General features: G+C 61.9%; 14 protein-coding genes. 10 read left to right on the top strand and 4 right to left on the bottom strand.

What is annotated here, in order from left to right:
• Positions 1 to 13: 13 nt before the first annotated feature.
• Together V1277_RS04085 and V1277_RS04080 are read left to right on the top strand one after the other, a co-directional pair.
• Complete coding sequence (locus tag V1277_RS04085; RefSeq protein WP_334415094.1) at positions 14 to 1,339, top strand: lipopolysaccharide biosynthesis protein; 1,326 nt, start codon at positions 14 to 16, stop codon at positions 1,337 to 1,339.
• A 72-nt stretch (positions 1,340 to 1,411) separates the two neighbouring features.
• The gene (locus V1277_RS04080; RefSeq protein WP_334415093.1) at positions 1,412 to 2,941 is read left to right on the top strand and encodes a hypothetical protein; all 1,530 of its coding nucleotides are present in this window, start codon (positions 1,412 to 1,414) and stop codon (positions 2,939 to 2,941) included.
• Positions 2,942 to 2,947: 6 nt separating this feature from the next.
• Here V1277_RS04080 and V1277_RS04075 read toward each other — a convergent pair whose 3' ends face one another.
• Positions 2,948 to 3,907, bottom strand: coding sequence for an NAD-dependent epimerase/dehydratase family protein (locus V1277_RS04075; protein WP_334415092.1), 960 nt, complete (start codon positions 3,905 to 3,907; stop codon positions 2,948 to 2,950).
• Positions 3,908 to 4,073: 166 nt separating this feature from the next.
• Here V1277_RS04075 and V1277_RS04070 point away from each other — a divergent pair, with 166 nt between their 5' ends.
• Entirely contained in the window at positions 4,074 to 4,874 is an 801-nt protein-coding gene (locus V1277_RS04070; RefSeq protein ID WP_334415091.1) for an FkbM family methyltransferase, read from the top strand.
• 35 nt (positions 4,875 to 4,909) lie between these two features.
• Here V1277_RS04070 and V1277_RS04065 read toward each other — a convergent pair whose 3' ends face one another.
• The 3 genes from V1277_RS04065 to V1277_RS04055 form a co-directional block, all read right to left on the bottom strand.
• Positions 4,910 to 6,064 (bottom strand): hypothetical protein, encoded by a 1,155-nt coding sequence (locus tag V1277_RS04065; RefSeq protein ID WP_334415090.1) that lies wholly within the window; start codon positions 6,062 to 6,064, stop codon positions 4,910 to 4,912.
• Between the two features lie 90 nt (positions 6,065 to 6,154).
• A complete protein-coding gene (neuC, locus tag V1277_RS04060; protein ID WP_334415089.1) occupies positions 6,155 to 7,261 on the bottom strand; it encodes a UDP-N-acetylglucosamine 2-epimerase in 1,107 nt (368 codons plus the stop codon).
• A gap of 84 nt (positions 7,262 to 7,345) precedes the next feature.
• Positions 7,346 to 8,092 carry an acylneuraminate cytidylyltransferase family protein gene (locus V1277_RS04055; protein ID WP_334374138.1) on the bottom strand — a complete coding sequence of 249 codons (747 nt, stop codon included), beginning with the start codon at positions 8,090 to 8,092 and terminating at the stop codon, positions 7,346 to 7,348.
• A 170-nt stretch (positions 8,093 to 8,262) separates the two neighbouring features.
• Here V1277_RS04055 and neuB point away from each other — a divergent pair, with 170 nt between their 5' ends.
• Genes neuB through V1277_RS04020 form a run of 7 tightly spaced genes read left to right on the top strand, consistent with a single transcriptional unit; the run spans position 8,263 to position 14,505 of the window.
• Complete coding sequence (gene neuB / locus V1277_RS04050; protein WP_334415088.1) at positions 8,263 to 9,345, top strand: N-acetylneuraminate synthase; 1,083 nt, start codon at positions 8,263 to 8,265, stop codon at positions 9,343 to 9,345.
• Positions 9,342 to 9,980 carry an acetyltransferase gene (locus V1277_RS04045; protein WP_334415087.1) on the top strand — a complete coding sequence of 213 codons (639 nt, stop codon included), beginning with the start codon at positions 9,342 to 9,344 and terminating at the stop codon, positions 9,978 to 9,980. Before neuB ends, V1277_RS04045 begins: the two co-directional genes overlap by 4 nt.
• Positions 9,980 to 11,020, top strand: coding sequence for a nucleotidyltransferase family protein (locus tag V1277_RS04040; protein WP_334420273.1), 1,041 nt, complete (start codon positions 9,980 to 9,982; stop codon positions 11,018 to 11,020). The genes V1277_RS04045 and V1277_RS04040 overlap by 1 nt, the downstream gene beginning before the upstream one ends.
• The gene (locus V1277_RS04035; RefSeq protein ID WP_334374142.1) at positions 11,017 to 11,829 is read left to right on the top strand and encodes an SDR family oxidoreductase; all 813 of its coding nucleotides are present in this window, start codon (positions 11,017 to 11,019) and stop codon (positions 11,827 to 11,829) included. The genes V1277_RS04040 and V1277_RS04035 overlap by 4 nt, the downstream gene beginning before the upstream one ends.
• Before the next feature lie 37 nt (positions 11,830 to 11,866).
• Positions 11,867 to 13,045, top strand: coding sequence for an N-acetyl sugar amidotransferase (locus V1277_RS04030; protein ID WP_334374143.1), 1,179 nt, complete (start codon positions 11,867 to 11,869; stop codon positions 13,043 to 13,045).
• Positions 13,046 to 13,079: 34 nt separating this feature from the next.
• On the top strand, positions 13,080 to 13,718 hold the full coding sequence (hisH, locus tag V1277_RS04025; RefSeq protein WP_334374144.1) for an imidazole glycerol phosphate synthase subunit HisH: 639 nt from the start codon (positions 13,080 to 13,082) through the stop codon (positions 13,716 to 13,718).
• Between the two features lie 10 nt (positions 13,719 to 13,728).
• Entirely contained in the window at positions 13,729 to 14,505 is a 777-nt protein-coding gene (locus tag V1277_RS04020; protein ID WP_334374145.1) for an imidazole glycerol phosphate synthase cyclase subunit, read from the top strand.
• The last annotated feature ends 4 nt before the right edge of the window (positions 14,506 to 14,509 follow it).

The raw sequence follows: 14,509 nt of genomic DNA, 5'->3' as shown, positions 1-14,509 counted from the left end.
ATGGAACAGCGTGATGCGATCCCGTCTCGTTGATCTCGTGACTCGGCCTGCGATTGCGGGCACCGTCTCGGCGCTTATCCTGCGCGCATTGACGCTGGCAAGCCGCTTTCTGTTGTCGCTGCTGCTGGCGCGCATGCTGTCGCCGGTAGAGATGGGGCAGTACGGCCTCCTGACTGCGACGCTGGCGTTCGCGCTGCTCGCGGTCGGGCTCGAATTCTACTCCTACACGCTACGCGAATTGGTGCCAGCGACGCCGGAACGGCGGGCACGGATCATCGCGGATCAGATGACGCTTGGCTCGGTAGCGCTGCTTGCAATCGGTGTGATGGTTTTCGGTGCGATTGCCGCGGGTTGGTTTCCAAGCCGTCTCGCACCGTGGTTCGTCGTGATCCTGATCACCGAGCATGTCTCGTTGGAGGCAACGCGGATCCTGATCATCACCTGGCGGCCGGTGCGCGCCTATATCTGCGTGTTCCTTCGCGGCGGGATCTGGGTCTATGCAATGGCGCTCCTGATGTTCGCGGCACCTTCGACGCGGACGCTTGAGACCGTGCTGGTCTTGTGGGCGCTCGGCGGCGTGCTGTCGATCGCCTTTTCCGCTTTCTCACTCACCGAACTTCCCTGGCGCGAGCTGAAGGGATACCGGCCCGACTGGTCGACCATCGGCGGGGGTCTGCGAACGGCGCGCCCCTTCATGTTCACCGCGGCCGGCGCGCTGGTCATCTCCTATGTTGATCGCTTCGTCATTGACATCTTCGTTGGCCGGGATGCGCTCGGCATTTACACATTCTATTCGACGATCCTGATCGGACTGCTGTCGCTGGGCGGATCGGTGTCGCATCAGTTTCTGCCGAAGGTCATCGCGGGATATGCGGCAGGCGTCGACGCCTACCGCGCTGCACTCCGCTCGTTCCTGTGGTCGATGCTGGCGCTGGCGTCGGGGACGGTGATCGTCAGTAGTGTCGCCATGGCGCCGATGTTGTCGGTGCTCGGACTAACCGCCTATGCGTCGGACATCGGAGTGTTTTATGCCATGCTGCCGGGAATCTTCCTGCGCATGTTGGCCGATGTTCCCTCCTACGCGCTCTATGCAGCGCGGTCGGACAACTATCTCCTATTCTGCAATGTCGGTTCGGCTGTGGTGTCGACGTTGCTCAATATCCTCCTGGTTCCCGTGTACGGAATCTATGGTGCGGCGGTGGCCGGTGGCATCGCCAGCGCCATGCTGCTCCTGTCGCTGGTCGTACTGGCTATCCGGAGAATGCGCGAGACTCGCAGGGAACCCGCCAAATTGGATACTGTCGGCCTTCCAACTGATCCGGACATGCTCTATCCGTGAGCGGCGGGCACTGTCATTGCGGTGTCAAAGTGACTCTGCTATACAACTCTAGGGCGTGTTCCTGACGGCAAAATGCAGCGGCTTACTCAACTGGCGGGCGGTCTCTCGTCACCCGCGATCCTCATCGTTGTGATCTGGTGCGCAGCGCTATTCAGCGTCGCCGTCGGACCAATAGACTATCCGGGACAGCCGTCCATTGTCGTGCTTATCGTAGTCGGCTCGGGCATCGCACTCTTCCTGCTCGGCTATTGGGGGGGCAGGGTCCTCTTCGTCCGCTATTTTTCGCGTCAGGTCGAAATGCCTCCGCTTTCCAGGCGGACGCTGAATCGCATCGTGATCGCTACGTCGCTGTTCGGCATCGTCGGAATTGCGTTGGTCGCGCTTGACCGCACGGTGCTGAGCGGGGTGAGCAATAGTGCCTATTCGGAGCTGTTGCGCTGCGCGCCCGGGCTGGTCGACGCCATATCGATCAAGCGGACACCGCTACTTTATGCCGGTTATGCCATGTTCTCCTTCGGCTTTGTGTCGGTGGTGCTGTTCTTGCTCAAGGGAGAGGAAATCACGGGATGGGCGGCGGCGCTGGCGCAATTGTCCATCGTCTCTCCAGTCGGTTATGCGGTGCTCTATTCAGGGCGCATGCCGATCCTGTTCGTTCTCGTTCTGATTGCGGTGGCGATACTGGTCCGCCTCGCGCAGGGGCGCCCGCCGTTGCCGCGCGGCCATCATCTTATGGTCAAGACAGTCGCCGCGATCGGGCTGTTCGCCGTCTATTCGAGCGCGATCTGGGCGAGCCGGCAGAATTTCTGCATCCAGATGTCGCCACTGATCACCGAGCTGCAGCAGGAGATGAAGCTCAAAGCGCCTTCTGGCGTTGCCAACAAAGCGCCCGAGACTGACGAGAAGATCACGGCAACGGATATTAGCAAGCGAATTGCAGGGGCGCGTGCGGCGCCGCCGCCGGAGCAAAAGCCGACTTCCGCAGATGCGGTCCTCGCGATGATGTTGGAAGCTTGGAACGTGAAACCGCGGGGCTACGTCATGTCCGCGATCGAGTCCAACCGCCTATCGGCACGTGGCGCGATGATCGGCTTGAGCACCTATTTCTATCTGACCCACGGGGTGCGCACGATCGATATCGTGTGGCACGCACGCGACAAGTTCACGCCGAAATGGGGAGTTTACGAGATCGGAGTACTTTCGCCACTGCTGCGGGTCTTCTTCCCGAACAACCAGCAGGTCGAGGCCCTGGAGGCCGAGCTGAAATCTACCATGATCTACGGATTCTTCCCGACCGTGTGGGGCGCCGCCTTCATCGACTTCGGCCTTATCGGTGCAATCATTTACATCCTGATCTGGGGCGTCGTGGCAGGCTGGAGCGCGGCGGGAAACAAACGCTGCGACCTGATGACGCCGTTGCTGCTGTTGGTCTTTGTCCTTGCCAGCATCCTGCTCAGCGTGGTGCAGGGGCCGCTGGGTATGGCAAATTCGGCGCTGGTGCTGGTTTCGACGGTAGTGACTGGCTTTATGATCGACTTTGCCAGGCTGCGGTCGGGGTCACCGGAGGATGCCGGGGAGCTTCAGTTGAAGGGTTCGGCCACCTGAGACCGATCAGCGCGCCGGGATGTCGCGCAGCCATGCAACCGTGGCAGCGACGCCTTGCTCCATGTCAAACGGCAGATCGCCGCAGACCGAAGCCGTAGGCTTGAGGTCGAATTGATACTGCGTGAGCACGTTGTTGAGGCGGAATGAATTGAAGGGAAACTTCTTCATCCCGATCGCGTTCACAGCGTCGCCACACAACGCCAATGCGCGCGCAACGGCGATTGGCAGATGCCGAACGGAGCGAGAGCCGAATGCGCGCTGGAAGGCGTCGCACCAGGCGATGAGATCGATCGGGGTGTAGTCCGCAAGATAAAATGTTCGGCGCTGGATCTGTTCGGCAGGTACCGCGAGCATGCGCCAGTACTGAAATGCAATGTTGTCGATGTAGCTGTAGGACTTCCAGAGTGGTCCGTGCCCGACGTGGAAATAGGACCCGCGCTCGATCATGCGCAGGAAGCGTTGATAGTGCGCGCTCATGCCGGGCCCCCAGACGGTGGTGGGGCGCGCCAGACACCATTCGCGACCGGCGCCGTCCGCGCTGCGGACGATCTGTTCGGTGCGGACCTTGCTCTTTCCGTACAGTGTGTCCGCCGTGTAGTCGGTGTCACTCTTTGGTACATAGCCGACGCGGCAGACGAGCTGCGACGAGGTCCATATCCCCCGCCTGATCGATGGCGTTAGCCGTACCGCCTCGACCAGATTCTCGACGCCCTCAATGTTCGCGGCATAGCCCGCAAGATTGGTTTTCTCATCGAGGTCGATGCGCGCGGCGAGATGGACTAGCGCATCCGGTGCCGCGTTCTGCACAACCTCTTTGAGGCGATCGGCCTCCAGGATGTCGCAGACAATATCGGTCGCGGTAGCCGGAACCTTGTCTAGCCCCACGACCGTACACCCTTCGGTGCGCAACCGCCGCACCAATGCCTGGCCGATGAAGCCGGAGCTTCCGGTTACGAGAATTTTCATGCTGTCGCTGTCACTGCAGAAGAGCGGTCGCTTGACCGGCTTGCCCGGCTGATCTACCAAATCGACCTATCGATTGCAAATTCCACCGGGATTCTCTCGCGGACAATGCATTTTGTGATCGATCTTGATTTGTCACCCCGGCTCTTGCCCAACTGGCGCACGCTTCATGAAGGCATTCGTCTCAGCCGCGTTCCAGGCGATCAATCGCGTGCTGGAGCCGATCGGCCTGCGCCTAATGCGCACCAACGCGCCGGTCCGGAACTTCGCGCTGTTCTTTAAGCACCTGAAGTCGCTGGGCTTCGAGGTCAAGACGGTGGTCGACGTCGGCATCGCTTTCGGCACCTCGCCGATTTACGACGCGTTCCCGCGCGCGAAGTATTTTCTGATCGAGCCGGTCGCGGAATGCCGTCCCGTGCTCGAGCAACTCAAGCAGCGTCTTGACGCGGAATATTTCCTGGTTGCCGCTGGCGCCGAGAATGGTGAGATCACCTTCAACGTCCATGACGATATCTCGGGCTCGAGCATCTTCGCGCAGGTCGAAGGCACGGCGCTCGATGGCGAAGCGCGGAAGACGCCAATGCGTCGGCTGGATTCATTGCTGCCGGAGAAGCTGGAGCATCCGGTATTCATCAAGGTCGATACCCAGGGTGCCGAGATCGAGGTGCTGAAGGGGCTGGGCTCGCGCATCAATGAAATCGACCTCATGATTCTCGAGACCACGATGATGCCGATGCGCCATGGCATTCCGCAATTCGCCGACATCGTTCGCTTCTGCGACGAGGCAGGGTTCGCGGTCTATGACGTGCTTGAGGGGCACATGCGCTCGCTGGATGGCGCGCTCGCCCAGATCGATCTGGCCTTTGTCCGCAAGGATAGCCCGCTGCGCAGCCAGTCAGCCTATTTCAGCCCCGAACAGCTCGCCGATTATCTCACGCGGCCGAGCAAGCTGCACCACGCGAAGAACTGATCGCTCGTCGCGCCAGCATTTCGCCAGGACAGTGCTCAGATTTCCGCGAGCAGGATGAACAGGCAGCGGCGCTCGCCCTTGTTCACCATGCCGCCGCGATGCATCCCGTTGCCATCGAACAGCACGCAATTGCCGTAATTCGAGGTCGCGGCGAAATGTCCCTCGCGCAGCCGCGCTACGTCGGGCGAATTGTCGGGCAAGTCGCCGCCGAAATCGGCCTTCTTGCGCAGGAACGCCGGCAGCGCCATGAATTTCTTGCGCGCGTCGGGCCGCCGGCCCGAGAAACCGCTGAAGTCGTTGGTCCGGCGCACCATGCCTTCGAACCAACCGATCTTCGCATTCTGGCTGCCGCGGACGTAGCAGAACGGTCCGCCGTCGGGGCCGATATCGTGGACATAGATCGCGCATTTCAGCATGCCGTAAGTGGCATCGATGTGCAGGTAGCTGCCCCAGGGGTCGGCGAGCTGCGTGTCCGGGAATACCCGCTTCCAGAACGCGAGATCCTGGTCGTTGATTTGCGCATTGACATGCTTCACGCCGGCCGGACGGCCAAGATAGGCGCTCGCGGCCTCCATGATGCCGTAACGCTTGAAGATGTTCTCCACTGCCGCGAAGGCCTCAGGATTGGCGGAGCGCGTGCACCAGTAGACGTTGTCGTCGAACTTGCGCTTCTCCGGCGCAATGCCGGCACGGCGCTCGTCGAGCTTGGCAAAGGCCGGATTGGTCACGCTTCGGATCTGATCGAGTTCATCCGGCGCGAGCGTCAGGCAGACGATGCCGTCGGACTTGATCTTGTTCAGCAACGCCGGGTTGTCGGGCACCGCAGGACGTCGTGCACCGGTCAGCGTGCCGATCGCCCGGCTGGCGCGGATGCGCGCATACATCGAGATGTAGCGCAGCGCCGTCCGTGCGTTGAGACCGCTAAAGCCGGCTTCCTTGGTCAGCAGCGGCATGTTGTCGTAATCGACGATGCGGCGGATGGTGACGAAGGCGAAGGTCCGCAGGAACACGTTCAGCGCGTAAAGCCGCTCGCGGAAAGTCGGTCGGGGGAACATGCCACCATAGGCTGGATGCGCATCATAGTCGATCGAGGGCAGGGTGTTGCCGCGATAGGGCGGGATTGGCAGCTCACTGATGTCGGCGGCACGTGCCGCGGGCACCGCATCCGTGAGGGAATCGATTGCCGTCATGTCACGCTTCTCCGGACCTGGCGAGGATCGTCATAAGGTCGCCCGATCTATACAACCTGCCGCGTTGTACAGGCAATGATGGCCGGCAGTTTATCCGTCCATCCTGCGGTGTTCCGGCGCGACGGCTAAATCGTGGAAATGCTTCGGGAAAGCGTCACGAAGGTCGATCTTTTGAAGGGTTCCAGCAATCTTCTCCGACGCACCCCCACGGCCATAGGGTGGCTCTACGCCCGGATCAGGGGGGAACTGACCTTCGAAGATGCGCGCTAGACTTGCGAGAATGGCGGCCGAATCGGCTGGGCAATCGAGGATCGAGGCGGCGCGCAGCCGCCCCTGCTGGCGGTCGCCGATATTGATCGAGGGCACGCCGATAGCGGGTGCCTCCAGGATGCCGCTCGACGAATTGCCGACCACGGCGTCGGCAAGCCGTAGCGCCGCCCAGTAACGCTCGCTGCCAAGCGAGGTGAAGTGAAAAGCGTGGTCTGGCCGCGCCGCGACGAAGGCCTTAATGGCATCGTCGATCGCGCGATAGCCGGGATCGGCGTTGACGCCGGTGAAGATGATGCTGCGGTCCTTGACTTCGGCGAGCGCGCCGAGAAGTGCGGCAACGTTCGTTGCGTCCGTATCCGGCCGTGCCGTGGTTGGATGCAGCGTGACCAGGAGAAAGCGTTCCGGGCCACTGATGCCAAGCTCTGTGAACAGCGCGGTCCGGCTTAGCGCGGGCGCCGTGCTGGCGAGATCAAGGCCCGGTGCGCCGACATTGAAGACGAAATCGGGATTTTCGCCCATCTGGATCACGCGCTGCCTATAGGGCTCGGCCGCCACGAAATGCAGGCAGGCCATCTTCGTGATGGCATGGCGGATCGCGTCGTCGAAGGCGCCGGCGGTGATCTCGCCGCCATGGATGTGAGCGATCGGAATGTTCAACAGCGTCGCCGCGACCGCGGCAGCCAGCACCTCGTAGCGGTCGCCGAGCACGACCAGAACATCCGGCGCGAGCTGGGGAAGCACTTCGGCAAAGCCGGAAACGCCTATGCCGGTACCGCGTGCCACCGTCTCGGCGCGGTCGTCGTGCAGTTGCAGATCGATCTTCGCTGCGATTGAAAAACCGTCGGCCTCGATGGCTCGCCAGGTCTCGCCGAAGCGCGGCATAAGATGCATGCTGCAGGCGATAATGCTGAGTTGGACGTCAGCCATCTCCTTCAGCCCGCGTCAGGATGCCTCGCAACAATCCGTAGTCGGCCCGCGAACCGGTGACAACGGCGATGCGGCGACTTGCGGTCATGGGGATTTCCGCCATGGCGACGCATCGAGCATACGGTGTTCGATGACATAGGATGCGTAGGCGAGGTCGGCAGCACTCTCGATTTCGATCGAATGCAGGCGGTCCATCATGATGCCGTAGCTTGCGGAGGGATCGGCATAGATCTTTCGGTGCTTGCGCATCGCGTCCCAGCCGACGAGATAGAGCGCACCGTTCATGGTGACCTCAGGCGCCTGGTCCTGCCGTCGCTGCGCCGTCGTCTTCAGCATCTTCTCGACGATGCCGCCGATCGAGCCGTCCTCGCCCAGCGTCCCGACGAAGATTGAGGCCACTTCGGTCTCGCGCATGCCGACCACCAGGCTCGCCTTGCGCCTGGCGAACAGCTCGACCGCCTCGTCAAAATGTTCCGGCCGCGCGAAGGGCGATGATGGTTCCAGCAGCATGATGCCGTCGTAGCGCCGTCCTTCATGCGTCTCGATCCAGTCCATCGCGTGAACCACCACGTCGTTGGAGGAGGCGGTGTCGGTCGCAAGCTCGGCCGGGCGCTCGAACAGCACCTCGGCGCCATGCCGCTTCGCCTCGGCCCGGATCTCCGCGCTGTCGCTGGAGACGATCAGACGCGAGCAGTAGCGCGACTGCCGCGCCGCCCTTGCCTTGTAGCCGACCAGGCTGAGGCCGCCGATCTCGCGCAGATTCTTGCCGGGCAATCCCTTGGATCCGCCACGGCCCACCAGTAGGAACAAAATCTCAGGCGAATTCGTCATTTACTCTCGACAATCCCGCTGTCAGCGCCGCGATTCGTCACGCGTCAGGGGCTTAAAGGGAACACCTCAAGCCGCCTGCTTGCGTTGCTTTTACCAGTGTACTCGACTAAGACAACCGCTTGACGGGCGGGCGATTTCGATCGTCCCCCGCACCCAGCGACGAAGACCGCATGCATCGCCGAACCCTGATCATTGCCGAGGCCGGTGTGAATCACAACGGCGATCGCGCGCGGGCGCTTGAGCTCGTGGAGGCCGCCGCGCGGGCCGGGGCCGACGTCGTCAAGTTTCAATCGTTTCGTGCCGATAAGCTGGCGACTGCGGGTGCCGCGAAGGCGAGCTATCAGCAGGCGACCACGGGCAACGAGCAGTCGCAGCTCGAAATGCTGAGGGCGCTCGAGCTCAGCGAGGATGACGAGGAGCGCATTGCAGTCGCCTGTGCCGCAGCCGGCATCACCTACATGTCGACCCCATTCGATGCCGAAAGCGCCACGCATCTGGTCCGCCGAATCGGGGTCTCGACGCTGAAGGTCGGATCGGGCGATCTTACCAATGCGCCGCTTCTGTTGCATCTGGCGCGTTTTCGGCTGCCGATCATCCTGTCGACGGGCATGGCGACACTGGCGGAAGTGGAGCAGGCCCTCGGCGTCATCGCCTTCGGCTATTTCAGTGACGCGACTGTGCGTCCGGCAAGTGCCGATTTCGCAAAGCTTCTGCTCGACCGCGAGACCTGGACCGAACTACGCACCAAGGTCACGCTGCTGCATTGCACGACCGAATATCCGGCCGATCCGCGGTCGATCAACCTGCGCGCGATGGCGACGCTGCACGATGCGTTCGGGCTTCCCGTTGGCTTTTCCGATCACAGTCGTGGGATCCATGTTGCGGCAGCCGCGGTCTCGCTCGGTGCGGCCGTGATCGAAAAACATCTGACGCTCGATCGCAATCTGCCGGGGCCCGATCACCGCGCCTCGATTGAACCCGACGAGATGGCCGCGATGATTGCGTCGATCCGCGACGTCGAGCTCGCGCTCGGTGACGGCCGCAAGGTGCCTGCGCCGGAAGAGATTCCAAATCGCGCAGTGGCACGGCGGAGCCTGGTTGCGATCCGCCCCGTTCGCGCCGGCGAGCGCTTCACGGAAGACAATCTCGGCGTCAAGCGGCCCGGTGACGGCATCCCGCCGATCGAATATTGGAGCTATCTCGGCAAGACGGCACAGCGCGACTATGCGGCCAACGAGGCGCTGGAGCCATGAGCCTGATCGTGCTCTGCGCCGGTGGTCATGCCCGCGTTGTCATCGAAGCATTGCGGAGTCGTGGCATACGTCCCGCCGCGGTGACGGATAGCGACCCCGCCCTCTTGGGTGACATGGTCGGGGGTATTCCGATCACGGGACCCGACGAAGATATCCTGAAGATGAGCGTGGATGCGGTCGAGCTTGTGAACGGCTTGGGCAACCGCGCCTCGCGCGCCGATTCGGGCATGTCCGGCCGGCGTACATTGTTTGGCCGTTTCGCAGCTCTGGGTTACAGGTTTCCAGTAATCGCGCATGTCTCCGCGGCGATTGCCTCCGATGCGACACTCGGCGAAGGCGCTCAGGTGATGGCGGGTGCCGTCATCCAACCGGCGGCGCGGATCGGGCGGAATGCTCTGGTGAATACGCGCGCGGTGGTGGAGCATGACTGCATCGTGGGAGACCACGCACATGTCGCGCCGGGGGCGGTGCTCTGCGGCGGCGTGTCGATCGGCGAGAGCGCCCATATCGGCGCGGGCGCGGTGGTTCTGGTGGGCGTCAGCGTGGGAGCGGGAGCTGTGGTTGCCGCGGGCGCCGTGGTCGCAAAGAACGTCGAGGCCGGCGCCTTCGCCAGCGGCGACCGGATTGGTTCGTGATGAAAGAAATATTCGTCGTCAGTGAAGATACGCCTTTGATCGAGACGCTGCGGCGGATCGATCAGGGCCATTTGCAGCTCGCCGTGGTCGAACGTGACGGCAAGATCGTCGGCACCGTCACCGATGGTGACGTGCGGCGCGCGTTGCTCGGCGGCGTCGGGCTGGATGCCTCCGTCGACCTCGTGATGAACCGCTCGCCGATCACAGCGCCGGTCGGCATTACCAACCCCGCCGCGCTCAACCTGATGCGCAAGCATTCGATCCACCAGCTTCCGATCGTCGATACGGAGGGAAGGGTGGTCGAGGTCAAGCTGATCGACGATCTCGCACTGGCGCAGCAATCCGATCACTGGGTGGTGCTGATGGCCGGCGGCCTCGGCTCGCGGTTAAGACCTTTGACCGACGATATTCCAAAGCCCTTGATCCGGGTCGGCGAAAAGCCAATCCTGGAGACTGTGCTCGGCGGATTCGCCAAGGCCGGCTTCGGCAAGTTCTTCATTTCAGTCAACTACAAGGCCGAGATGATCCGCGACTATTTCGGCGATGGCTCGGCCTGGGGCGTCGAGATCAACTATCTCCAGGAGAGCGCGCGCCTCGGCACCGCGGGCGCATTGTCGCTGTTGCCCGAGCGGCCAACGCAGCCGTTTTTTGTCATGAACGGCGATCTGCTCACGACGGTCAATTTCGAGCAGATGCTGAAATATCATCGCGAGCATCAGGCGTTCTCTACCGTCTGCGTGCGCGAGCATTCGGTGACCGTGCCGTTCGGCGTGATCGATTTCGACAATCATCGCCTGCTCGGCATCCGCGAGAAGCCGACGCAGAAGTTTTTCGTCAATGCAGGTGTCTATCTCCTCGATCCGGGCGTGCTCGATCATCTCGACGGCAACCAGGCCGTCGACATGCCGGCCCTGATCGAGCGGACGATCGCCGCCGGCAACCGCTCCGTGGTGTTCCCGCTGCGCGAGTACTGGATCGATGTCGGCCGACTCGACGATCTGCAGCGCGCTTCCGACGAGTTTCAGAGGATTTTCGGATGAGTACCGAGCGTTCGCTCCGCGAGATGATGTCACTCGACGGGCGCGTCGCTGTCATCACTGGGGGCGCCGGTCATATCGGCCGTGCAATTGCGGGCGGTCTGGCCGAGCTCGGCGCCACGATCGCGCTGGTGGATATTGCGGCGTCTGCGGGCAAGCAGGCTGCGGCGGAGCTCACGAAGAGCTGGCCGGTCAAGGCGGACATGTTCGATTGCGATTTCGAGCAAGGGGAGGCGGTGAAGGATCTGCCGCGACGGGTACGTGAGGCATTCGGCGGCATCGACATCATCGTCAATTGCGCGGCTTTTGTCGGTACCAGCGGCCTTCAGGGCTGGGCCGCGCCATTTGAGCAGCAATCAGATGTGACCTGGCGGCGCGCGCTCGAGGTCAACCTGACCGCACCGTTCGTCCTGGTTCAGGCAGCAGCGGAAGATCTTGCCAAATCCGGTCATGGCAGCGTGATCAACATTTCCTCGATCTATGGGCTCGCCGGGCCGGATTGGCGGCTTTACGAGGGAACCACTCTGGGGAACCCCGCGGCCTACGCGGCGAGCAAGGGCGGCCTTGTCCAGATGACGCGCTGGCTTGCCACCACCATGGCTCCGAAAGTCCGGGTCAATGCGGTGGCGCCCGGAGGCGTCTTCAGGGCTACGCCAGAGCCCTTCTTGAGCCGGTATGTGGCCCGCACGCCGCTTGCGCGCATGGCGCGGGAGGACGATATGAAGGGCGCTGTGGCCTTTCTGGCGAGCGATTTGTCGGCCTATGTGACGGGCCAGTGTATTGCGGTCGACGGGGGCTGGACGGCGTGGTAAGCCGACGGCAAATCATGCAATCGCGAGAATCTCCGAAATGTTGAGCTGTAGCAAATGCTTGTTGCCGGAAACGGCTGAGGCAACATCGTTCGACGAGGCCGGTTCCTGCAGCGTTTGTCGTCAGATCGAGGTCCGTGACACTCAGATCGATTGGGACGATCGCTACAAGCAGCTCACCGAGTTGGTCGGCCAGTACCGCGACAAAGGCCTCTACGACTGCATCCTGCCCTATTCGGGCGGCAAGGACAGCGTGTTCCAGCTCTGGTACGTGGTGCGCAAGCTTGGTCTGAAACCGCTGGTCGTGCGTTTCGACCACTGGTTCTATCGGCCGCTGGTCGAGGAGAACAACACCAGCGTGTTCAAGCAGCTCGGCGTCGATGTCCTGAATTTCACGCCGAATTGGCATGTCGTACGCGAATTGATGCTGGAATCACTGAAGCGCCGCGGCGACTTCTGCTGGCACTGCCACACCGGCATCTACGCTCACACCATGCAAATCGCGATCCGCTACGAGACGCCCCTTCTGATCTGGGGCGAGAGTCTCGCCGAATACCAGTCGTTCTATTCTTACGACGAAATGGAAGAGGTTGACGAGAAGCGCTTCAATCGCGCCATGAATCTCGGCATCACCGCCGACGATATGTACGAATTCCTCGGCGGCCGCGTTGCCAAACGCGACCTCTATCCGTTCGTATATCCGCCGCGCAAGGAACTGATGCGTATCAAGTGCCGCTCGGTCTGCCTGGGCAGCTACATCAAGTGGGACACCAAGAAACACGTCGATATCATCAAGAGCGAGCTGGGCTGGAAAGGCCAGGAGGTCGAGGGCATTCCGCCGGAATACGACTATGAGAAGATCGAGTGCTTCTTCCAGGGCGTGCGCGACTACCTGAAATACATCAAGCGCGGCATGGGGCGGACCAACCATCTCGCCAATATCGACATCCGCAACAAGCGCATGACCCGGGAGCAGGGAGAGGCCTTGGTGCGCGAATATGACGGCAAGCGGCCGCCGAGCCTCGATCTGTTCCTCGATTATCTGCAACTGACCGAAGAACAGTTCCTCGGCATCGCGATCAAGCACGAGGTCAGCCCGTGGCAGTTTTCCCCGAACGCGGTGGAGCCGGGCAGGAGAATGCCTGACATGGACAAGTGGGACCGGACCTCGGTGCCATGGCCGAACCATCCGGGTGTCGAAATCGGCGGCAAGGGCTGATTTTGTCGGCCGCGCTGTCGGCGGGGGCTAAGGGATGTCAGACGTTGCGATCGTCGACTACGGTATCAACAATGTGCGATCGGTCCGCAATGCTGTTGAGTACTGCGGACACAATCCGATCGTGACCCACGACGCCGACGTGATCGCCGATGCCTCGCATGTGATCCTGCCCGGCGTCGGTGCCTTCGGCGACGCCATGCTCAACATCCGCGCCCGCGGCATCGACGAGTTGCTTGAACGTCACGTCCGTGAAAAAGGCAAGCCGTTCCTGGCCGTATGCCTCGGCATGCAATTGCTGGCGCAGTCCTCGGAAGAGCATGCCGATGACGGGGGCCTGCATCGCGGGCTGGGCTGGTTCGACGCCGATGTCGTGCGCCTGATGCCGAACGATCCCGCGCTGAAGATCCCGCACATGGGCTGGAACATAGTGGCTCGGGAGCGCGACCATCCGATCCTCGCCGGTATCCGCGAGAGCAATCTCGCTTTTTATTTCGTGCATTCCTTCGCTATGCGCTGCAAGAGCTCGGGCGACGTCGTAGGCCTTGCGCAATACGGTCAATCCGTGACCGCAATCATCGCGAAAGACAATATAGCTGCGACCCAGTTCCATCCCGAGAAAAGCCAGGACAGCGGCATCGAGCTGATGAGCAATTTCCTCCGCTGGAATCCGTAAAGCGCGCGCGATGCTGAAGAAGAGACTGATCCCAAAATTCCTGCTGCGCGACGGCAGGCTGGTGAAATACGTCAGGTTCTTCGAGAACGAGCGTGTCGCCGGCAATCCGGTGACGACCGCAAAAGTCTATAACGACTACGGCGTGGATGAGCTGATCGTGCTCGACATCGTGCCGAGCGAAGCCTCGCGCGGCCGCGTGGTCGATATCATCGAGCGGATGTCGGAAGAGATATTCATGCCGTTCACTGTCGGCGGCGGCGTCAAGACGCTTGAAGATGTCAACATGTTGCTGCGCGCCGGCGCAGACAAGGTTTCGGTCAATTCGGAAGCGGTGCGGCGTCCCGAATTCGTCCGCGACGCAGCGCGGGTGTTCGGCGACCAATGCATCACGGTGTCGATCGACTACAAGAAGATCAGCCCAAATCACGCCAGCGTGTTCATCGACGGCGGCCGCGAGCACGCTGCACTCGATCCGGTCGAATGGGCGCTGCGTTGCGAGGATCTGCATTGCGGCGAGATTCTGCTCGGCTCGATCGACCGTGATGGCACCATGTCCGGCTATGATTTGGACATGATCCACAAGGCGGCGAATGCACTCAGTGTGCCCTTGATCGTCTCGGGCGGTTGCGGTTCACTGCAGCACGCGATCGACGCGCTGGAGGCCGGCGCGTCCGCGGTGGCGATTTCGTCGATGTTTCTGTTCACCGACCACAGCCCGATCAAGTTGCGCAGCCATCTCTTTTCGCGCGGCCTCGATGTGCGGGCGAGTTCGAACAGCAGGAACTAGCACC

Origin of the sequence: Bradyrhizobium sp. AZCC 1588 (assembly GCF_036924735.1) — a bacterium.
In the GTDB taxonomy this organism is placed as follows: Bacteria; Pseudomonadota; Alphaproteobacteria; order Rhizobiales; family Xanthobacteraceae; genus Bradyrhizobium.
This window is presented reverse-complemented; position numbering and strand designations above follow the sequence as displayed.

Excerpts from the sequence above, each read along its gene's own strand:
- V1277_RS04085 (WP_334415094.1), top strand. The coding sequence starts at position 14 with ATGCGATCCCGTCTCGTTGATCTCGTGACTCGGCCTGCGATTGCGGGC.
- V1277_RS04080 (WP_334415093.1), top strand. The coding sequence starts at position 1,412 with ATGCAGCGGCTTACTCAACTGGCGGGCGGTCTCTCGTCACCCGCGATC.
- V1277_RS04075 (WP_334415092.1), bottom strand. The coding sequence starts at position 3,907 with ATGAAAATTCTCGTAACCGGAAGCTCCGGCTTCATCGGCCAGGCATTG.
- V1277_RS04070 (WP_334415091.1), top strand. The coding sequence starts at position 4,074 with ATGAAGGCATTCGTCTCAGCCGCGTTCCAGGCGATCAATCGCGTGCTG.
- V1277_RS04065 (WP_334415090.1), bottom strand. The coding sequence starts at position 6,064 with ATGACGGCAATCGATTCCCTCACGGATGCGGTGCCCGCGGCACGTGCC.
- neuC (WP_334415089.1), bottom strand. The coding sequence starts at position 7,261 with ATGGCTGACGTCCAACTCAGCATTATCGCCTGCAGCATGCATCTTATG.
- V1277_RS04055 (WP_334374138.1), bottom strand. The coding sequence starts at position 8,092 with ATGACGAATTCGCCTGAGATTTTGTTCCTACTGGTGGGCCGTGGCGGA.
- neuB (WP_334415088.1), top strand. The coding sequence starts at position 8,263 with ATGCATCGCCGAACCCTGATCATTGCCGAGGCCGGTGTGAATCACAAC.
- V1277_RS04045 (WP_334415087.1), top strand. The coding sequence starts at position 9,342 with ATGAGCCTGATCGTGCTCTGCGCCGGTGGTCATGCCCGCGTTGTCATC.
- V1277_RS04040 (WP_334420273.1), top strand. The coding sequence starts at position 9,980 with ATGAAAGAAATATTCGTCGTCAGTGAAGATACGCCTTTGATCGAGACG.
- V1277_RS04035 (WP_334374142.1), top strand. The coding sequence starts at position 11,017 with ATGAGTACCGAGCGTTCGCTCCGCGAGATGATGTCACTCGACGGGCGC.
- V1277_RS04030 (WP_334374143.1), top strand. The coding sequence starts at position 11,867 with ATGTTGAGCTGTAGCAAATGCTTGTTGCCGGAAACGGCTGAGGCAACA.
- hisH (WP_334374144.1), top strand. The coding sequence starts at position 13,080 with ATGTCAGACGTTGCGATCGTCGACTACGGTATCAACAATGTGCGATCG.
- V1277_RS04020 (WP_334374145.1), top strand. The coding sequence starts at position 13,729 with ATGCTGAAGAAGAGACTGATCCCAAAATTCCTGCTGCGCGACGGCAGG.